The organism is Rhizobium grahamii (assembly GCF_009498215.1).
Classification (GTDB): Bacteria; Pseudomonadota; Alphaproteobacteria; order Rhizobiales; family Rhizobiaceae; genus Rhizobium; species Rhizobium grahamii_A.
Window position 1 is genome coordinate 2,298,858 of record NZ_CP043498.1, and the last position, 18,314, is coordinate 2,317,171.

The 18,314-nt window shown below is 61.0% G+C and carries 17 protein-coding genes and 1 pseudogene; 13 read left to right on the forward strand and 5 right to left on the reverse strand.

All coding sequences use genetic code 11. The features are described from left to right. Window positions 1-8 precede the first annotated feature (8 nt). The 3 genes from FZ934_RS11165 (at window position 9) to FZ934_RS11175 (ending at window position 1,709) form a co-directional block, all read left to right on the forward strand. On the forward strand, window positions 9-800 hold the full coding sequence (locus FZ934_RS11165; RefSeq protein WP_153271126.1) for a heme ABC transporter ATP-binding protein: 792 nt from the start codon (window positions 9-11) through the stop codon (window positions 798-800). Window positions 801-948: 148 nt separating this feature from the next. Then, window positions 949-1,299 (forward strand): DUF883 family protein, encoded by a 351-nt coding sequence (locus FZ934_RS11170; RefSeq protein ID WP_153271127.1) that lies wholly within the window; start codon window positions 949-951, stop codon window positions 1,297-1,299. An 8-nt stretch (window positions 1,300-1,307) separates the two neighbouring features. Continuing rightward, window positions 1,308-1,709: a hypothetical protein gene (locus tag FZ934_RS11175; protein WP_153271128.1), complete on the forward strand. Its 402-nt coding sequence runs from the start codon at window positions 1,308-1,310 to the stop codon at window positions 1,707-1,709. A 77-nt stretch (window positions 1,710-1,786) separates the two neighbouring features. Here FZ934_RS11175 and FZ934_RS11180 read toward each other — a convergent pair whose 3' ends face one another. Next, window positions 1,787-2,341 (reverse strand): RNA polymerase sigma factor, encoded by a 555-nt coding sequence (locus FZ934_RS11180; protein WP_056811928.1) that lies wholly within the window; start codon window positions 2,339-2,341, stop codon window positions 1,787-1,789. 9 nt (window positions 2,342-2,350) lie between these two features. Then, window positions 2,351-2,512, reverse strand: coding sequence for a NepR family anti-sigma factor (locus tag FZ934_RS11185; RefSeq protein WP_246778240.1), 162 nt, complete (start codon window positions 2,510-2,512; stop codon window positions 2,351-2,353). A gap of 280 nt (window positions 2,513-2,792) precedes the next feature. Between FZ934_RS11185 and FZ934_RS11190 the strand changes: the two genes are divergently transcribed. The 4 genes from FZ934_RS11190 (at window position 2,793) to preA (ending at window position 7,892) form a co-directional block, all read left to right on the forward strand. Continuing rightward, window positions 2,793-3,587 carry a response regulator gene (locus FZ934_RS11190; RefSeq protein WP_056811934.1) on the forward strand — a complete coding sequence of 265 codons (795 nt, stop codon included), beginning with the start codon at window positions 2,793-2,795 and terminating at the stop codon, window positions 3,585-3,587. A gap of 194 nt (window positions 3,588-3,781) precedes the next feature. Continuing rightward, window positions 3,782-4,792 (forward strand): PAS domain-containing sensor histidine kinase, encoded by a 1,011-nt coding sequence (locus FZ934_RS11195; protein WP_246737786.1) that lies wholly within the window; start codon window positions 3,782-3,784, stop codon window positions 4,790-4,792. Window positions 4,793-5,201: 409 nt separating this feature from the next. Next, the gene (locus tag FZ934_RS11200; protein WP_153271129.1) at window positions 5,202-6,563 is read left to right on the forward strand and encodes an NAD(P)-dependent oxidoreductase; all 1,362 of its coding nucleotides are present in this window, start codon (window positions 5,202-5,204) and stop codon (window positions 6,561-6,563) included. A 15-nt stretch (window positions 6,564-6,578) separates the two neighbouring features. Continuing rightward, window positions 6,579-7,892 (forward strand): NAD-dependent dihydropyrimidine dehydrogenase subunit PreA, encoded by a 1,314-nt coding sequence (preA, locus tag FZ934_RS11205; protein WP_153271130.1) that lies wholly within the window; start codon window positions 6,579-6,581, stop codon window positions 7,890-7,892. 390 nt (window positions 7,893-8,282) lie between these two features. On the opposite strand, the pseudogene ftrA reads toward preA, so the two are convergent. Beyond that, window positions 8,283-9,286, reverse strand: a pseudogene (gene ftrA, locus FZ934_RS11210) (transcriptional regulator FtrA). Window positions 9,287-9,353: 67 nt separating this feature from the next. Between ftrA and FZ934_RS11215 the strand changes: the two are divergent. The 4 genes from FZ934_RS11215 to FZ934_RS11230 all read left to right on the forward strand — a co-directional run bounded on the left by FZ934_RS11215 (window position 9,354) and on the right by FZ934_RS11230 (window position 14,141). Further along, window positions 9,354-9,767 (forward strand): rhodanese-like domain-containing protein, encoded by a 414-nt coding sequence (locus FZ934_RS11215; RefSeq protein ID WP_153271131.1) that lies wholly within the window; start codon window positions 9,354-9,356, stop codon window positions 9,765-9,767. 94 nt (window positions 9,768-9,861) lie between these two features. Beyond that, on the forward strand, window positions 9,862-10,923 hold the full coding sequence (locus tag FZ934_RS11220; RefSeq protein ID WP_153271132.1) for a glycosyltransferase family 4 protein: 1,062 nt from the start codon (window positions 9,862-9,864) through the stop codon (window positions 10,921-10,923). 108 nt (window positions 10,924-11,031) lie between these two features. Next, on the forward strand, window positions 11,032-11,571 hold the full coding sequence (locus FZ934_RS11225; RefSeq protein ID WP_153271133.1) for a biliverdin-producing heme oxygenase: 540 nt from the start codon (window positions 11,032-11,034) through the stop codon (window positions 11,569-11,571). Beyond that, window positions 11,568-14,141, forward strand: a complete 2,574-nt coding sequence (locus tag FZ934_RS11230) for an HWE histidine kinase domain-containing protein (RefSeq protein WP_153271134.1) — start codon at window positions 11,568-11,570, stop codon at window positions 14,139-14,141. The genes FZ934_RS11225 and FZ934_RS11230 overlap by 4 nt, the downstream gene beginning before the upstream one ends. Here the strand turns inward: FZ934_RS11230 and FZ934_RS11235 are convergent. Beyond that, window positions 14,136-14,792, reverse strand: a complete 657-nt coding sequence (locus FZ934_RS11235) for a TetR family transcriptional regulator C-terminal domain-containing protein (RefSeq protein WP_153271135.1) — start codon at window positions 14,790-14,792, stop codon at window positions 14,136-14,138. The genes FZ934_RS11230 and FZ934_RS11235 overlap by 6 nt on opposite strands. 303 nt (window positions 14,793-15,095) lie before the next feature. On the opposite strand from FZ934_RS11235, the gene FZ934_RS11240 reads away from it, so the two are divergent. Further along, window positions 15,096-16,349, forward strand: a complete 1,254-nt coding sequence (locus tag FZ934_RS11240; protein WP_153271136.1) for a Zn-dependent hydrolase — start codon at window positions 15,096-15,098, stop codon at window positions 16,347-16,349. Between the two features lie 78 nt (window positions 16,350-16,427). Continuing rightward, window positions 16,428-17,882, forward strand: a complete 1,455-nt coding sequence (gene hydA / locus FZ934_RS11245) for a dihydropyrimidinase (protein WP_153271137.1) — start codon at window positions 16,428-16,430, stop codon at window positions 17,880-17,882. 9 nt (window positions 17,883-17,891) lie between these two features. Here hydA and FZ934_RS11250 read toward each other — a convergent pair whose 3' ends face one another. Further along, a complete protein-coding gene (locus FZ934_RS11250; protein ID WP_153271138.1) occupies window positions 17,892-18,305 on the reverse strand; it encodes a cupin domain-containing protein in 414 nt (137 codons plus the stop codon). Between the last annotated feature and the right edge of the window lie 9 nt (window positions 18,306-18,314).

Here is an 18,314-nt window from a genome sequence, read left to right on the forward strand (position 1 = left end):
TACATGCAATGATTGAAGTATCCGGTGTTTCGATCCGCCTGTCGGGCAAGACCATCGTGCGCAACGTCGGCTTCGTTGCCAGCGCCGGCAAATTGACGGCTATCGCCGGCCCGAACGGCTCCGGCAAGACCACGACGATGAAAGCGGTATCCGGCGAGCTTGGCTACGAAGGAAGCGTCCGCATCAATGGTAGCGAGGTCAAATCGCTCGAGCCATGGCAGCTGGCGGCCGTGCGAGGCGTTCTCCCGCAAGCGAGTGCCATTTCATTTCCGTTTACGGTGCGCGAGATCGTCCGCATCGGCCTCACCTCGGGGCTGAACAGAAATCCGGAGAAGGCAGAGCGCACGACAACCAAGGCGCTCGCCGCTGTCGATCTAGAGGGATACGAAGGGCGCTTCTACCAGCAGCTATCAGGGGGCGAACAGCAGCGTGTCCAGCTTGCCCGCGTTCTCTGCCAGATTCCGGAGCCCGTCGTCGACGGCAAGCCATCCTGGCTCCTGCTCGACGAACCCGTCTCCTCCCTCGACATCAGCCATCAGCTGACGATCATGCGCCTTGCGCGCGCCTTCTGCGACGCCGGCGGCGGCGTGATCGCCGTCATGCACGACCTCAACCTGACCGCCCTTTTTGCCGACCAGATCCTGCTGATGAAATCCGGTGAACTGGCCGCCGTCGGCACAACCTCGGAAGTCCTGACCGACGCGACGATGCACGATGTCTTCGGCTGCCCGCTCAGGATCAATCAGGTTCCGACCGACGGAACTCCTTTCGTGCTTGCACACAGCGCACTGCAGGCCTGACGCCACCACCCCCTCGGAACTTTTGCGCGGCAAGGGCGTTAAGCCTTTGATTTGGGTCATTGTCGGGCATCATTCTTCATGCGAACTTCCGTGATGATCCTGTGTTGAACCGACGGCGTTGATAACGCCGCAGCAATGGAGAAGACTCGTGGCGCATTCCTTTCTTCACTCCGCACGCAACCGCCGCAACGGAAGCGCAGCACTTCATTCGATCGAAGCAACCGTCGAAGAGCAGATCGAATCCTTGAGGGATGAGATTGCAGCCCTGACACAGGCACTCGGAAAAAATTCGCGCCGGCAAAGCGATAAGATTCGCTACCAGGCCGCCGCTGGATATGATGAACTGATCGGGCGAAGCGAAGATCTGCTTCGGGACCTTCAGGACGGATACCTGCGCGGCGCCAACGAGGTGAAAAACACGGTGCGCAAACATCCGGTCGCCACCATCGGCGCGGCGGCAGCCTTCGGGCTGGTCCTCGCGCTTCTTGCACGCCGTTAGGAGGCTAGATGCTGTTTCCGATTCTCAGCCTTCTTGTTGGCACGAGCGTCAGTCGTACCGTTGCGCGAACCAAGCGCAACGGTATTTTCATTGCCCTTGCAGTCATTTTCATCCTGACGGCGTACGCCCTCGCGGTGGTTGCCGGCGCCATCTGGCTCGCCGGGATTTATGGCCCGATCGGCGCATCGCTTTTCCTCGCCGCCTGTGCGCTGCTCGTTGCGATCATCGTTTTGATCGTGATGACCGTTATCAACGCGCAGGAAGCTCGCCGCGCCAAGGAACGGCGCGATGCACTGGAATCGCTTGCCGCCACGGGCATCGGCCTTCTTCGTACCCAACCGCTTATGACCGCCGGTATCATCGCGGCAGTTGTTGCATCGAGCCTGATGGGATCGAAGAGCCGCGACTGATAAAGTCGCGACAATCTCCGACAACAAAAAAGCCGGCGCCCGAAGGCAGCCGGCCTTTTTCCTCCCTTTATGGATTGTCAGAAGGCAAACGCCTTCGAAGTCAGTGGCGATGACGTTGCATCCGGACCGAAATCGGCCTCTCCGGTGATCTTGAGCAGTTCCTGCAGACGCTGGCGCGCACGGTTGACGCGGCTCTTGATCGTTCCGACCGCGCAGCCGCATATCTCTGCCGCTTCCTCGTAAGAGAAGCCGGAGGCGCCAACCAGAATGATGGCTTCGCGCTGGTCCGGCGGCAGCTGCTCCAGGGCCTTCTTGAAGTCCTGAAGATCGAGTGCGCCGTATTGCGAGGGATGCGTCGCCATGGATTCAGTGAACAGGCCGTCGCTGTCCTGGATCTCGCGACCGCTCTTGCGCATCTGGCTGTAAAGCTCGTTTCGAAGGATCGTGAAAAGCCACGCCTTCATGTTCGTTCCCATCTCGAAATGGTCCTGCTTGGCCCATGCCTTCATGATGGTGTCCTGGACAAGATCGTCCGCCCGGTCGTGGCGACCGATCAGGGATATCGCGAAAGCGCGGAGGCTGGGAAGCGCTGAAAGAAGCTCTCGCTTGAAGCTTGGCTGCTGATTATCCATCGGCTCACCTTACTTTACGGCTTTGGCCGAAGCCATCAGCTCGGCCTGATCGAGCTTTTCCAGCAAATCCAGAAAACGATCCGGAATCGCCTCTTCCTGGACGGCTGCGTAGAGGGACCGCAACCGGACGCCGATCTGGCTATTCGGATCCAGTAGGTCCCCCGCGCGCATCTCTGACCGATGGCCGTCCATGTCTTCTTTCTGTCTGGTTGTCATCACTTAACCACTTCCCGTCTCTTTCTCTGGCGCCATTCCCATACTGACGCCTATCGGTAATCCGTCTTGTCGAGCGAACCTCAAAATACTCAACAAAACGTCGATTGCCCTCCGATCATCGCGGAGAAAATGCCGTGGCTGAAAAAAAGTTCCCAAAGGTGAGGAACTTTTTTGCAGCACGATGCGTTCCCTTTTCACTGGAGCCGTATTGCGGCCCTGCAGATGGGAGCTTTCTATGACACTTTCTACCCGAATTGCGCCGCACCTTCCGTACTTGCGCCGCTATTCTCGCGCGCTGACCGGCACTCAGACGTCTGGAGACGCATACGTCGCCGCTGTTCTTGAGGCGATCATCGCCGACATATCCATTTTCCCGGATACGGCAGATGATCGTGTCGCACTCTACAAACTGTTCACAACGATGTTTGGTTCCTCGACAGTACAGATTCCGGAGCCGTCCTCGCCCTACGCCTGGGAGCAGCGCGCAACACTCAATCTCGGCAAGGTTTCGCCGCGCGCCCGTCAGGCATTCATCCTCGCCTCGGTCGAAAACTTCCGTGTCGGCGAAATCGCACAGATTCTCGCGACCAGCGAAGACGACATTGCAGGCCTTCTCGACAGCGCTTCGCGCGAGATCTCTCGGCAGGTTGCCACAGACATCATGATCATCGAGGACGAACCGCTGATCGCGATGGACATCGAGCAAATGGTGGAAAGCCTCGGCCATCGCGTCACCGGCATTGCCCGCACGCATGCCGAAGCCGTTGCGCTTTATAACCGCACGAAGCCCAGCATGGTGCTTGCCGACATCCAGCTTGCCGATGGCAGCTCGGGCATCGATGCCGTCAACGACATCCTGAAAACATCAAGCGTACCGGTCATCTTCATCACCGCCTTCCCTGAACGCCTCCTGACCGGCGAGCGGCCGGAGCCGACCTTCCTTGTCACCAAGCCGTTTAATCCCGACATGGTGAAGGCGCTGATCAGCCAGGCTCTCTTCTTCAACGAGACCACCAAGGCGGCCGCCTGATATAAAAATCGAGCGAATGCGGAACAAAGACAAACGGAAAGCGTTGCAGTCAATCTGAAACGCTTTCGGTTTTAAGATTTTGTGCAGTGCTTGCGTCTAAAGAGAAGTGGGCGGCGTGAGCCGTGCATTTTTGGCCTACTTCTCATGCGCATAAGGATCGAGGGAAAGGCGGCCGGGTGAACAGGACTGGACCATTGGCCGGCGCTTCTTTCGAACTGGAAAGTAAAGAACTGCTCATGGGTCGCGCGCTCGCCAGCGCCGGAATTGCGCTTGTCTATCAAGACCCAGACCTCGCGATCGTCTACACCGAAAATCTCCCTCCGCATTTCAGCCTGCATTCCGCCGGCGGCAGCGATGCCGATCTCTTCGGCACCGCGCACGGCCACCGACTGGAGCAGATCAAGCGGCTTGTCCTCGAAAGCGGCACCTCCACCACCACGGAGGCGGATATCGCCATCGAAGGCGAAATGCGTACCTACGAGATCAAGATCGAGCGCGCCAACGTCGGCAACCAGGCCGGCATCCTGTCGATCGTGACCGAAATCACCGAAACGCGGCATCGCGAGAAGGTCCTGAAATCGCTGTTGCGCGAGCTGTCGCATCGCTCGAAGAACCTCCTGGCGATCATTCAGGGAATTGCGACGCAGACTGCGCGCAACACCATATCGCTGGACGGTTTCCTCGTGAAATTCCGTGGCCGCCTGCAATCCCTGTCGAATTCCCAGGATTTGATTACGGATTCGAGCTGGCGCGGCGCGTTCCTCTTCGAACTAGCTCAGAAGCAATTCGCGCCCTATTGGCCGGAAGCAGCTGGGCATATCCCTGTCAGCGGCCTTAACGTCCATCTGACGCCGAACGCCGCCGTTCACGTCGGCCTCGCTCTCCATGAGCTGATCGTCAACTCCGCGACGTCGGGCGCTATCGCCAACGGCTCGACGTCAGTGGCAATCGACTGCCGCGAGACGACGATCGGTGATCGCAAGGCGATCCTCATGTCCTGGATCGAGATGCTGCCGCACGAAACCCCCACCCACGATCTCAGCGACAACAGCTTCGGACGGACCGTGCTCGAACGCGTCGTTCCTTCCTCGGTCAATGGCCGCGCGGAGCTGCGCCTGACAGCGACGCGCATCGAATATGATCTGCTGATTCCTGATGCCGAGTTTGAAATCCTTCGACGAGCACAACCGGCCTCCATCCGCTAAATCAGGAAAGAACGACACCTCGACGCGACCAGCGGGACCCCAAACGAAGAACAGCCAGTGCGAGGGCGGCGCACCGGCTGTCTTCACTCACCGGGAGGGGACCGTGAGTGTAGATCCGAACGATGGGTTGGGGGCGCGCATTTTTGGGTCGATGCGATCACCGTTCGGATATCGCTTAAACGAGCCGGTAACGGATTGGTTCCCTGTATTTCTGCGTTTTATCAATTTTCTTGATTTTCGCGAAAGCCAACCTGCATACGCCGCCTCGCGCCTTCGCCAAGCTCGGAAAAACTGCCTTCAGGCATCCTGATACAAGGGCGAATTGCCCGAAATTTTACCGTTTGATAAATTTTTGAAGCTGAGTTACGCTTTCCCTCACTGGCCGTTTACCAATAATGAGGGAACTTCAATGGAACGACTGGGAACTGGGATTCGTGCTGGCCGGCTTTCGCCCGCGGAGTACGAGTCGAACTTCTCCGATCTTCATCCGCGCCTCGACAAGCACGAGGCGCTGGTCGCAGCTGACCGCTGTTACTTCTGCTATGACGCGCCGTGCATGACGGCCTGTCCCACCTCCATCGATATCCCGCTTTTCATCAGGCAGATATCGACGGGAAATCCGCTTGGCTCCGCCAAGACGATCTTCGACCAGAATATTCTGGGCGGAATGTGCGCCCGAGTCTGTCCCACCGAAGAGTTGTGTGAGCAGGCCTGCGTGCGCAACACCGCAGAGGAACGCCCTGTCGAAATCGGTCGCCTTCAGCGCTACGCGACTGACACGGCCATGCAGGCTGACAGGCAGTTCTACAGCCGCGCCGCCTCATCCGGAAAGAAGGTCGCCGTGGTCGGCGCCGGCCCCGCCGGCCTCGCTGCTGCCCACCGCCTCGCCGTGAAGGGCCATGACGTCGTCATCTACGATGGCAAGGCAAAGTCCGGCGGCCTCAACGAATACGGCATCGCCACCTACAAGGCTGTCGATGACTTCGCCCAGAAGGAAGTCGACTACGTGCTGGCGATCGGCGGCATTGAAGTCCGTCACGACCAGCGGCTCGGCCGCGATTTTTCGCTCGCCGATCTGCAATCGCAGTATGACGCCGTATTCCTCGGCATCGGGCTCGCGGGCGTCAATGCTCTGCGCGTCGAAGGCGAAAACCTCGCCGGCGTCGATGATGCCGTCGACTTCATCGCCGGCCTGCGCCAGGCCGAAGACAAGGGCGAGATTGCCATCGGTCGCCGCGTCGTCGTCCTTGGTGGCGGCATGACCGCCATCGACGCCGCCGTGCAGGCGAAACTCCTCGGCGCGGAGGAAGTCACGATCTGTTATCGCCGCGGCAAGGAACATATGAACGCCTCGGAATTCGAGCAGGATCTCGCGACATCGAAGGGCGTCATCATTCGCCATTGGCTGGCGCCGAAGTCCATTCTCGCGCAGGACGGCAAGGTCGCCGCGATCGAGGTGGAGTACACCAAGCTGGTCGATGGCCGCCTGTCGACGACGGGCGAGACCGGCGTCATTGCTGCCGATCAGATCTTCAAGGCGATCGGCCAGACCTTCGATGCCTCGGGCCTTGGTGCGCTTCGCATGGAATCCGGCCGCATCGCCATCGATGGCGATGGAAAGACCTCGCTTGATGGCGTGTGGGCCGGCGGCGACTGCGTCTTCGGCGGTAACGACCTGACCGTTTCGGCAGTCGCGCAGGGTCGCGACGCCGCTGAATCCATCAATCGTATGCTTGCTGCCGGCACGCAGCCAGCCGTTGCCGTGGCGTGAAGGGGAGAATGAACAATGGCTGATCTCCGCAATAATTTCGTCGGCATCAAGTCTCCGAACCCGTTCTGGCTGGCTTCCGCGCCGCCGACCGACAAGGCCTACAACGTCGAGCGCGCCTTCAAGGCAGGCTGGGGCGGCGTGGTCTGGAAGACGCTCGGCGAGGAAGGTCCTCCTGTCGTCAACGTCAACGGCCCGCGCTACGGCGCGATCTGGGGCGCTGACCGTCGTCTGCTCGGGCTCAACAACATCGAGCTCATCACCGACCGCGACCTTTATACCAACCTGCGCGAAATGAAGCAGGTGAAGATGAACTGGCCGGATCGCGCCCTGATCGCCTCGATCATGGTGCCGTGCGAGGAGGAAAGCTGGAAAGCAATCCTGCCGCTCGTCGAGGAAACCGGTGCCGACGGTATCGAGCTCAACTTCGGCTGTCCGCACGGCATGTCCGAGCGCGGCATGGGTGCCGCCGTCGGCCAGGTGCCTGAATACATCGAGATGGTCGTTCGCTGGTGCAAGCAGTACACGCGCATGCCCGTCATCACCAAGCTGACGCCCAATATCACCGATATCCGCAAGCCGGCCCGCGCGGCAAAGGCCGGCGGCACGGATGCGGTCTCGCTGATCAACACGATCAACTCGATCACATCGGTCAATCTCGACACCTTCTCCCCCGAGCCATCGATCGACGGCAAGGGCAGCCATGGCGGCTATTGCGGCCCGGCGGTCAAGCCGATCGCGCTCAACATGGTCGCCGAGATCGCCCGCGATCCTGAGACCTACGGCCTGCCGATCTCGGGCATCGGTGGCATCACCACCTGGCGCGACGCCGCCGAGTTCCTGGTGCTCGGCGCCGGCAACGTGCAGGTCTGCACCGCCGCGATGACCTATGGCTTCAAGATCGTGCAGGAGATGATATCGGGCCTCTCGGACTGGATGGATGCCAAGGGCCATCGTAATCTGGACGACATCACAGGCCGCGCCGTGCCGAATGTCTCGGACTGGCAGTATCTCAACCTCAACTACATCGCCAAGGCGAAGATCGACCAGGACGCCTGCATCAAGTGCGGCCGCTGTCACATCGCCTGCGAGGACACCTCGCACCAGGCGATCACCCAGTTCGTCAATGGCGTCAGGCACTTCGAAGTGATGGAAGACGAATGCGTCGGCTGCAATCTCTGCGTCAACGTCTGTCCTGTCGAGAACTGCATCACGATGGAACAGCTGCCCGTAGGCGAACTCGACCAGCGCACGGGCCGTCCTGTTGACCCGAACTACGCCAACTGGACGACGCATCCGAACAACCCAATGGCTCGCCAGGCCGCGGAGTAACCGCTTTGCAACGCCGCGGAGGACTGTCTTTCGCGGCGTTGCCTATGGAAGGCCTTATGCTATCGATGCCTCGCTGCATTGTCGCAGCGCTCTTTCAAGAGGAGGCAGCCATGGCTCGCAAACACCTCACCGATCTCAGCTTTTGAGGTCAAGCGACGCAAATCCTATCCATCGGAAACCCGTGTTAAAACCGGCCGCCAGTTCGTCCACGGCGACGTCGAGCAAAACTCGGCCGCAACGATCCCTGCCCGTGCGGTTCGCGGAGGTGTTTTCAAGAACTGCTGCCTGATTTCAGGCAGCTTTGATGGCATCCACCGCCACCACTACTTTTAGAGAACGCGAATAGATTACATCCGACAAACGCACGGAAACCGTGCGTTTGTCTCCGCGCTAGCGTTCCCCACCTGCAAATGAGCGACGGTAGGCACCCGGGCTGGTCCCAAGCCGCTTGCGGAAGTGGTGGCGCATCGTCGCCGGTGTGCCGAAGCCACAGGCGATGGCGATATCGTCGAGCGACGCGTCGCCGCGTCTCTCCAGCAACTCGCGCGCATGACGCAATCGCTCCTTCAGCAACCATTCGCCAACGCTCGATCCAGTCGTCGTCTCGAAGCGCCTCTGGAACGTACGCTGGCTCATGCCTGCCTTGGCCGCCAGAAGACTGATCGGCTGCTCCTCGTCGAGCCGTGCCCGCATCCACTCGATCAACGGTCCGAGCCGGACGCCTTCGCGTTCCTGCGGCACCGGCGCGCTGATGAACTGCGCCTGCCCTCCCTCGCGATGCGGCGGCACCACGAGGCGGCGCGCAACGCTGTTTGCTGCCTCGGCGCCGAAATCGCCACGGACGACATGCAGGCAGAGATCGATACCGGCAGCACTCCCGGCCGCGGTCAGAATGCTCCCCTCGTCCATATAGAGGACGCTCGCATCCAGCGTGATCTCAGGGTAGCGCGCGGCGACGGAGGAGACGTAACGCCAATGCGTCGTGGCCCGCCTGCCGGCCAGAAGACCGGCGGCAGCAAGAACCGCTACCCCCGAACAGAGCGACATCACCCGCGCGCCGCGCTCATGGGCCGCGCGCAACGCACCGATGAGATCGTCCGGCACCGGCGCCTCGATGCCGCGCCAGCCCGGAACGACGATCAGATCGGCTTCCTCGAGAACATCGAGGCCGCGATCGACGCTGACCGTCAGCCCGCCGGCCGCCCGCAAGGGCCCGGCTCGATGCCGCAGACCGCAAAGCGATACCAATCCTCTCCCATCTCCGGACGCGGAAGCCCGAATACCTCGTAGGCAATGCCGAATTCGAAGGTGCAGAGACCATCGTAGGCGAGCACGGCAACCTGCGGACCGGATTTTGGAAGGGCATTTGGCATGATCTTTACGCTATCCGTCATTATGGCCAATTTCGCCAAGCCATAACATCGGCGACAACAGCTGACAACCGAACCGAAAGGAACCGTCATGCCGAGCTTCGTTGCCGAAACCCCCGCCGCCTCGCCTGAAGCCACCACTGCCTACTACGCCCGCAAGCTCGCCTTCGAGACCGACTGCTGGGATGTCCACGCCTCGCTTACCGCCGGGCATCGCGATTTCGTGCTGCTCGATGTGCGCTCCCCGGCCCTCTACGCCGTCTCTCACATTCCCGGCTCCATCAACCTGCCGCATGGAAAGATGACGGCGCATCGCATGTCGGAATGGCCCGCCGAGACACTCTTCGTCGTCTATTGCGCCGGCCCGCACTGCAACGGCACCGACAAGGCAGCCCTCCGCCTTGCCCGGCTTGGCCTTCAGGTGAAGGTGATGATCGGCGGGATGACAGGTTGGGCCGACGAGGGCTTTACGTTCCAAAGCAACTCGGAAACCAAGGCCGCCTGAAGCGCTTGGTCCTCAGGGAAAGGCGGATATACGGGAGATTGAATTTTCTTCCGCCAATGCGATAGTCGGGAGGCGCAAAGAGGTAGCCTCCCGCATGAAACATCATATTGTTGCGATCGGTCAGTTGCCTCCGCCGCTCAACGGCTTCTCGTTCGCGACCAGGGACATGATCGCGCTTCTTTCCGAGGCGAACGACGTCACGGTTCGCAACATCGCCCCGCCGTCAAGTAGACTGCTCAAGCATCCGATCCGGCTCGTCCGCACGCTCGCCGCTTGCCTGCAGCTGTTTCGCGATCGCAAGCAGGAAGGCCGGATCTGCTACCTTGGCTGCGACGGCGGCCTTGGCATGATCTATGTGTCCCTTATCGTGCTTGCAGCGCGGCTCCTCGGCTACCGCACCCATCTGCATCACCATAGTTTCAGCTACATCGATCGTCCCCAACTGCTGATGCGATGCGCCCTGATGTTTGGTGGTCGCGAGCTGCGACATATCTTCCTGTGCGACATCATGCGGGACCGCTTCACCGAGACCTATGAACATCGCGCCCGTTGCAACATTGCCTCCAATGCGGCCTTCGTGGCCCCCATGGAAGCGAGCGACGCACCTGTCGACCACACGCATCTGGTGATCGGCATGCTGAGCAACCTTACGCGCGAAAAGGGGCTCGATACTTTCCTCGCGCTGGCAAGACAGGCACGCGCGGAGGGCGCTGAGATCAAGGCACTGCTCGCAGGTCCGGCCGATCCCACAGAGCGCGCCGCCATCGATGCAGCCGTTGCCGAGCTCGGCGGCATGCTCGATTACCGTGGACCGCTCTATGGGGATGCGAAGGCTTCATTCTATCGCGAGATCGACGTCTTTATCTTTCCGACAACCTATACCAACGAAGCCCAACCCCTGGTGATCTTCGAGGCAAAAGCAGCGGGAAATGCCGTCATTTCCTTCGATCGCGGCTGTATCCGACGGCAGCTCGACGAATATGACCTGCTGATCCCCGCCGGCGGTGAATTCGTACCGACCGCCTTGGCCTGGTTGTCGGCCCTGTCGCCGGAGCCCGCGCGCGGACCACGGCGAACCGCAATCCGGCAAGCCTATCGCGCCCGCCACGCCAAGGCGCGTGCTTCGGTCAGTGTTCTGTTTGACCGGGATGACTAGCCTCGCGGCGGAAGAAATTTCGCGCCATGGCTGGATTTACTGACACCGTGCAGCATATGTCCAATATCGCCAAAGGTTTAGACCACCAGACATTGGAAATTTGACAGTATGTCACTCAGGAGCGCCCTTCGCGCACAGACCAGCGATTGCCACGCTGAAGTAGACACAATCTTTGGCCGCTTCGACCTGTCAGATCCGCCGCAGTACAGTTTGTTTTTGTCCGCACATGCCCGGATCGTTCCGGTGGTGGAGATGGCGCTGGAGCACGCCGGGATTATCGAGCTTCTTCCCGATTGGCCGGAGCGACGCCGCCGCGAACTCCTGACGGCCGACCTTGCCGACCTCGGCGTCAAACCGCCTCCGCTGCTGGAAGGTTTCATTGTTCAGCAGGAGGCGGAGCTTTGGGGCGCCGCCTATGTGCTGGAAGGTTCGAAGCTAGGGGGCGCGATGCTCGCGAAATCCGTCACCGCGGGCCTTCCCGCCCGATACCTGACGCCGAATGGCCCACGCGGCAGCATCAAGGTCTTCATGGACCGCCTTGACGAGGCAGCCATCGCCGACCCCGAGACCGCAATTTCCGCAGCACGCGATGTCTTTGCGCTCTTCCGCCGGGCCGCTGAGATTGAACTGGAGCTCGTCGTCTCGTGAACGAGCCTGGGGAAAAGGTCGACCTGACCAACTGCGACCGCGAGCCCATTCACAGATTGGGCGCCATCCAGCCGTTCGGCTTTCTGATCGTCGCCTCCACCGATTGGCTGGTCGTGCGCGCATCCGCTAATCTCGAGCAGTTCATCGGCCTGTCCCACAACGACGTGCTTGGCCAGCCGATCTCGAAGATCATTCACTCCCCGACGATGCATGCCCTGCGCAACCGACTGACGATCATGCGGGGCCCTGACGTGGTGGAACGCCTCTTTGGCGTGACGCTCTCGGATAATGGGCTGATAGTCGATATCGCAATTCACCTGAGCGACGGCCAGGTCGTCATCGAGGGCGAACCCTCGCAGGAGGGCACCCAAGGCGGTTCGACCATGTCGATCCGCAGCATGATGGCCCGACTCGACCAGGCCGAGACGCTTGAGGCCTTCTTTCGCGAGGGTGCCCGGCAGGCGCGCGCCTTGACCGGCTTTGACCGCGTCATGGTCTATCGCTTCGATGAAAGCGGGTCCGGCGAAGTCGTGGCTGAAGCGGCACGCGCCGGCATAGGCTCGTTTCTCGGCCTTCACTATCCGGCCTCGGATATTCCGGTGCAGGCCCGCGCGCTCTACACCCGCAACCTCTTTCGCATCATTGCCGATATCGCCGCACCGAATGTCCCCGTGCTTCCTGAACTCGATGAGCACGGCCGGCCGCTCGATCTCTCGATGTCGATCCTCCGTTCCGTCTCGCCCATTCACATCGAGTACTTGAAGAACATGGGGGTCGGAGCCTCGCTTTCGATATCGATCGTGGTCGACGGCAAGCTGTGGGGGCTGTTTGCCTGCCACCACTACTCCGCCCGCCTCCCCTCATTCGAGCGGCGCACGACGTCGGAACTGTTCGGCCAGATGTTCGCCTCGCGCCTGGAAAGCCGCGAACGTCGCCTGGCGCTCGATTTCGAGACCAAGGCCCGGCGCATTGCAGACAAGCTGCTCACCTCGGTCGCCGACAATGCGAGCCTGCTCGATGACCCGACCTGGCTCATCGATGCGCTTGCGGACGCGATCCCTGCCGATGGTATCGGCGTCTGGATCAATGGCCGCTCGGCCCTGACGGGGGTCACGCCGTCGCAGGCGCAGTTTGCGGAACTGGTGCGGAGACTCAATCGCAATGCGTCCGGTCGTGTGTTCGCAACCGACCATATCGAAAGCTTCTGGCCCGAGGTCGATCCTGGTGGCATCGTCGCCGGCTTCCTCGCCATCCCGATATCGCGATCGCCACGCGACTACGTGGTTCTCTTCCGACAGGAGATCGTCCGCACGGTCCGCTGGGCAGGCGACCCGCACAAGCCGTTGGAATACGGCCCGAACGGACCGCGGCTGACGCCGCGAAAGAGCTTCGAGACCTGGTCAGAACTGGTGCGTGGCCGCTCCCTGCCCTTTGCAGCCGCCGAGCGTAGTGTTGCCGAAACCATTCGCGTGACGCTGATCGAGGTCGTGCTCAGACTGACCGACGAAGCCAATGTCGTTCGCCAGCAGGCCAACGAGCGTCAGGAAGTCCTGATTGCTGAACTGAACCACCGCGTCCGCAACATTCTCGGCCTTATCAGCGGCCTGATCCGTCAGTCGCGCGGCACGACCAACCAAGTGTCCGATTTTGTCGACCACCTCGAAGGCCGCATACAAGCTCTGGCGCGCGCTCACGACCAGATCACCCGAGATCATTGGGCGCCGGCGTCGTTGCGCGCGCTGTTGCAGGCTGAGGCCGCAGCCTATCTCGGCAAGAATGCCGCTCGCATCGTCATGCATGGCGAGGATGCGCTTCTCGCGCCGCAGGCCTTTTCGACGACAGCCCTGGTCTTCCACGAGCTTGTGACGAACAGCGCGAAATACGGCAGCCTCTGCGACAGCGGCACCGTCGAGGCCTCCTGGCGAAAAGACGAGGCAGGCAACCTGCTGATCGACTGGAAGGAAAGCGACGGCCCCCCGGTGCATGAGCCCAAGCGCCAGGGCTTCGGTACCACCATCATCCGGCGTTCGATCCCTTACGATCTCGGCGGCAAGGCCGACGTCATCTATGATCCTGCCGGGCTGCGCGCGCATTTCAGCATTCCGGCGAAATTCGTGACCTTCGCCACCGGGCCGGTCTCGGTTGTGCCGAGCCGCAACGACGATCCCGCGCTGGAGATCCTTTCACATGTCGTCCATCAACCTCTTGCCGGTCTGAAGATCCTGCTGGTGGAGGACAATCTGATCATCGCCATGGACGGTGAGGACATACTGCTTCAGCTCGGCGCGGCCGAAGTGGCGCTGGCGCCAAACGTCGCGCATGCCCTCGAACTCATCGATGCCAGGCATTTCGACCTGGCCGTGCTCGACGTCCATCTGGGCGAAGAGACGAGTGAGCCGGTGGCAGCGAAGTTGAGAGAAAAATCGACACCGCTGATTTTCGCGACAGGCTACGGCGAGGCGATGATCCAGGCCGGCAGTGCTGCTGACGTCGAGTTGCTTCAGAAGCCCTACACGATCGAGAGTGTTGCCGCACTTCTCAGCCGGATCATGCCGATCGCCAAATCATGAGGCGTCGGGTGCCGGCTTCACCTTCAGCCCGTCGATGAACAGCTGCTCGAGGAAGCGCGCCGCGTCCTCGAAACGGCCGGCGCCGGCATGTTCCTGCCCAAGCACGGCCCTTACCTGGACGTCGAAGTCGGCATAGTGCTGCGTTGTCGACCAGATCGAGAAGATCAGGTGGTAGGGATCGCACTTGGCGATCTTCCCGGCCTTCGTCCAACTGCGGATCACCTCGGCCTTCTCGTCGACGAGTTGCTTCAGCGGACCCTTCAGTTCATCCTCGACATGCGGCGCCCCCTGCAGCATTTCGTTGGCAAACAGCCGGCTTTCACGCGGAAAATCGCGCGCCATTTCAAGCTTGCGGCGGATATAGCTGCGGATTTCGCTCTCCGGATTTCCCTCCGCATCGAAGGCTCTCAGCGGCTCCAGCCAGGTAAACAGCACCCGGTCGATCAGCGCCCGATGCATCGCTTCCTTGGTGCGGAAATAATAGAGCAGGTTCGGTTTCGACATGCCGGCAACTTCGGCGATCTGATCGATGGTGGAACCGCGAAAACCGCTGACCGAAAACACATCGAGCGCAGCTTCAAGGATCTGCTCTTCCTTGGCTTCCTGAATGCGCGTGCGCCGCTGGGTCCTGGCTGCTCTCGGGATTGTCATGTCGACCTTGTTTTCCCCTTCAAATTCAACTGTTTCACTCAAGATTGGACAGGCGCGGCGTCGTGCTGCAAAAATGAGCAGATGCCGGCAATTTTGTCTGTATTTTTCCTGATTTTCGTCTTGAGCCCAGCGCCGGAAGTTGTAATGTTTACCAATCGGTCAAATTATCAATCAGATGCTAAACAAAGGCAACTGGCGATTTTCCGGCGCTAACAAAACAAACAAGGGCGCTCGGATACTGACCACGGGAACAGGCGGACATGTGAATAGCATGGCCGCAAAAAACAGGTGAGGATTTTGGAGATGGTGGCAGCACCAGGCGAGAACATGCGCGTCAACGGGGACCGTCTTTGGGACAGCCTCATGGACATGGCAAAGATCGGCCCGGGCATTGCTGGCGGCAACAACCGCCAGACGTTGACGGATTCCGATGCCGAGGGGCGCAGCCTCTTCAGGACATGGTGCGAAGACGCAGGCATGACGCTCGGTATCGACAAGATGGGCACGATGTTCGCGACCCGGCCCGGCACCGATCCGGACGCCCTGCCCGTCTATATCGGCTCGCACCTCGACACCCAGCCGACCGGTGGCAAGTACGACGGCGTTCTTGGCGTGCTTGCAGGCCTGGAAGTCGTGCGCACGATGAACGACCTCGGCATCAAGACCAGGCACCCTGTTGTCGTTACCAACTGGACCAACGAGGAAGGTGCTCGCTTTGCGCCCGCCATGCTCGCCTCCGGTGTCTTCGCGGGTGTTCATACGCTGGAATATGCCTATGGCCGCAAGGATCCCGAAGGCAAGACCTTCGGCGACGAACTGAAGCGCATCGGCTGGGTCGGCGAGGAAGAGGTAGGCGCGCGAAAAATGCACGCCTATTTCGAGTATCACATCGAGCAGGGTCCGATCCTCGAGGTCGAGAACAAGCAGATCGGCGTGGTCACGCACTGTCAGGGCCTCTGGTGGCTTGAATTCACGCTGACCGGCAGGGAAGCCCACACCGGCTCAACTCCGATGAACATGCGCGTCAACGCCGGCCTTGCCATGTCGCGCATCGTGGAAATGGTGCAGACCGTGGCGATGGAGAACCAGCCGGGCGCCGTTGGCGGCGTCGGCCAGGTGTTCTTCACCCCGAACTCGCGCAACGTCCTGCCGGGCAAGGTCGTCTTCACTGTTGACATCCGCTCGCCGGATCAGGCGAAGCTCGACGGCATGCGCGCCCGGATCGAGGCGGAAGCGCCTGCCATCTGCGAAGCGCTCGGTGTCGGTTGCGCGATCGAGGCGATCGGCCACTTCGCTCCAGTGACCTTCGACCCGACCCTCGTTTCCCGCGTGCGTGGCGCTGCCGAACGGCTCGGCTACAGCCACATGAACCTGATCTCCGGCGCCGGCCACGATGCCTGCTGGACGGCCAAGGTCGCCCCCACGACCATGGTCATGTGCCCCTGCGTCGGGGGCCTCTCGCACAACGAGGCGGAGGAGATCTCCAGGGAGTGGGCAACGGCAGGCGCTGACGTCCTCTTCCACGCCGTCGTTGAGACCGCTGAAATCGTTGCATAATCAAGGGCGGGATCATTCCCGCCTTTTCTTTTATCAGCGGACGAAGAGCCGCGAGCAATCAATGCAAGGGAACTGATCATGAGCAAAGTCATCAAGGGCGGTACCATCGTCACCGCGGACCTGACCTATAAGGCGGACGTAAAGATCGAGGGCGGCAGGATCGTCGAGATCGGCCCGAACCTCTCCGGCACGGAGACGCTCGATGCGACCGGCTGCTACGTCATGCCGGGGGGTATCGACCCGCATGTCCACCTCGAAATGCCGTTCATGGGCACCTATTCCTCCGACGACTTCGAAAGCGGCACGCGCGCGGGCCTTGCCGGCGGCACGACCATGGTCGTGGATTTCTGCCTGCCGGGACCGGAGCAGTCGCTGCTCGAAGCACTGCAGATGTGGGACAACAAGACGAGCCGCGCCAACGCCGACTACTCGTTCCACATGGCGATCACCGGCTGGAACGAGCGCGTCTTCAACGAGATGGAAACGGTGGTCAAGGACAGGGGCATCAACACCTTCAAGCACTTCATGGCCTACAAGGGCGCGCTGATGGTGAACGACGACGAGATGTTCGCCTCCTTCCAGCGCTGTGCGGAACTGGGTGCGCTGCCACTCGTCCATGCCGAAAACGGCGACGTCGTCGCCTCGATGACAGCAAAGCTGCTCGCCGACGGCAACAACGGCCCCGAGGCCCATGCCTATTCCCGCCCGCCCGAGGTCGAAGGCGAGGCAACCAACCGCGCCATCATGCTCGCCGACATGGCAGGCGTGCCGCTCTATGTCGTGCACACCTCCTGCGAACAGGCGCATGAAGCGATCCGCCGTGCCCGCCAGAAGGGTATGCGGGTCTACGGCGAACCGCTGATCCAGCATCTGACGCTCGACGAAAGCGAATATTTCGACAAGGACTGGGACCATGCCGCCCGCCGCGTCATGTCCCCGCCCTTCCGCAACAAGCAGCACCAGGACAGCCTCTGGGCAGGCCTGCAATCAGGCTCGCTCTCGGTCGTGGCGACGGACCATTGCGCCTTCACCACCGACCAGAAGCGCTTCGGCGTCGGTGACTTCTCCAAAATCCCGAACGGCACCGGCGGTCTGGAAGATCGGCTGCCGATGCTGTGGACTCACGGCGTCAACACCGGACGCCTGACCATGAACGAGTTCGTTGCGGTCACCTCGACCAATATCGCCAAGATCCTCAACGTCTATCCGAAGAAGGGGGCCATCCTCGTCGGCGCCGATGCCGATATCGTCGTCTGGGATCCGAAACGTTCGAAGACGATCTCGGCCAAGACGCAGCAATCGTCGATCGACTACAACGTCTTCGAGGGCAAGCAGGTCACCGGCCTGCCGCGCTTCACACTGACGCGCGGCAAAGTCGCGATCGAGGAGAGCACCGTCAAGACCAAGGAAGGGCACGGCCAGTTCGTCAAGCGCGAGCCGTTCCAGGCTGTCAACAAGGCGCTGTCGACATGGAAGGAACTCGTCGCACCGCGAAAGGTCGAACGGTCAGGCATCCCGGCGACGGGGGTCTGATCCTTGTCATCATTCCTGCACCAACCGATCAAGCTCCGGAAGCAGAACGACGCTTTCCTGCTCGTTCGGATCGGTGCGGGCGATGATCGCGGTGCAAGGGGTACTGCTGAGATTGGCGGGCAGATGCGGCACCCCGGCGGGGATGTAGAACAACTCGCCGGTGTGCACGACGACATGATGCTCCAGCTCATCGCCGTACCAGGTGTGAGCCTCGCCGGAGAGCATGTAGATCGCCGTTTCATGCGCTTCGTGCAGATGCGCCTTGGCGCGAACGCCGGGCGGAATCGTCAGCAGATGCATGCAGATGCCCTTGGCGCCGACCGTCTCGGCCGCGATGCCTTCGAAGTAACTCAGCCCCTGCTTGCCGTCATAGGCATGACTGGGGCGCACAATGTGACAGGTGGGCTTTGATGTCGCGTCCATCGTCATCCT

Excerpts from the sequence above, each read along its gene's own strand:
- FZ934_RS11165 (WP_153271126.1), top strand. The coding sequence starts at position 9 with ATGATTGAAGTATCCGGTGTTTCGATCCGCCTGTCGGGCAAGACCATC.
- FZ934_RS11175 (WP_153271128.1), top strand. The coding sequence starts at position 1,308 with ATGCTGTTTCCGATTCTCAGCCTTCTTGTTGGCACGAGCGTCAGTCGT.
- FZ934_RS11180 (WP_056811928.1), bottom strand. The coding sequence starts at position 2,341 with ATGGATAATCAGCAGCCAAGCTTCAAGCGAGAGCTTCTTTCAGCGCTT.
- FZ934_RS11185 (WP_246778240.1), bottom strand. The coding sequence starts at position 2,512 with ATGCGCGCGGGGGACCTACTGGATCCGAATAGCCAGATCGGCGTCCGG.
- FZ934_RS11190 (WP_056811934.1), top strand. The coding sequence starts at position 2,793 with ATGACACTTTCTACCCGAATTGCGCCGCACCTTCCGTACTTGCGCCGC.
- FZ934_RS11200 (WP_153271129.1), top strand. The coding sequence starts at position 5,202 with ATGGAACGACTGGGAACTGGGATTCGTGCTGGCCGGCTTTCGCCCGCG.
- preA (WP_153271130.1), top strand. The coding sequence starts at position 6,579 with ATGGCTGATCTCCGCAATAATTTCGTCGGCATCAAGTCTCCGAACCCG.
- FZ934_RS11215 (WP_153271131.1), top strand. The coding sequence starts at position 9,354 with ATGCCGAGCTTCGTTGCCGAAACCCCCGCCGCCTCGCCTGAAGCCACC.
- FZ934_RS11220 (WP_153271132.1), top strand. The coding sequence starts at position 9,862 with ATGAAACATCATATTGTTGCGATCGGTCAGTTGCCTCCGCCGCTCAAC.
- FZ934_RS11225 (WP_153271133.1), top strand. The coding sequence starts at position 11,032 with ATGTCACTCAGGAGCGCCCTTCGCGCACAGACCAGCGATTGCCACGCT.
- FZ934_RS11235 (WP_153271135.1), bottom strand. The coding sequence starts at position 14,792 with ATGACAATCCCGAGAGCAGCCAGGACCCAGCGGCGCACGCGCATTCAG.
- FZ934_RS11240 (WP_153271136.1), top strand. The coding sequence starts at position 15,096 with ATGGTGGCAGCACCAGGCGAGAACATGCGCGTCAACGGGGACCGTCTT.
- hydA (WP_153271137.1), top strand. The coding sequence starts at position 16,428 with ATGAGCAAAGTCATCAAGGGCGGTACCATCGTCACCGCGGACCTGACC.
- FZ934_RS11250 (WP_153271138.1), bottom strand. The coding sequence starts at position 18,305 with ATGGACGCGACATCAAAGCCCACCTGTCACATTGTGCGCCCCAGTCAT.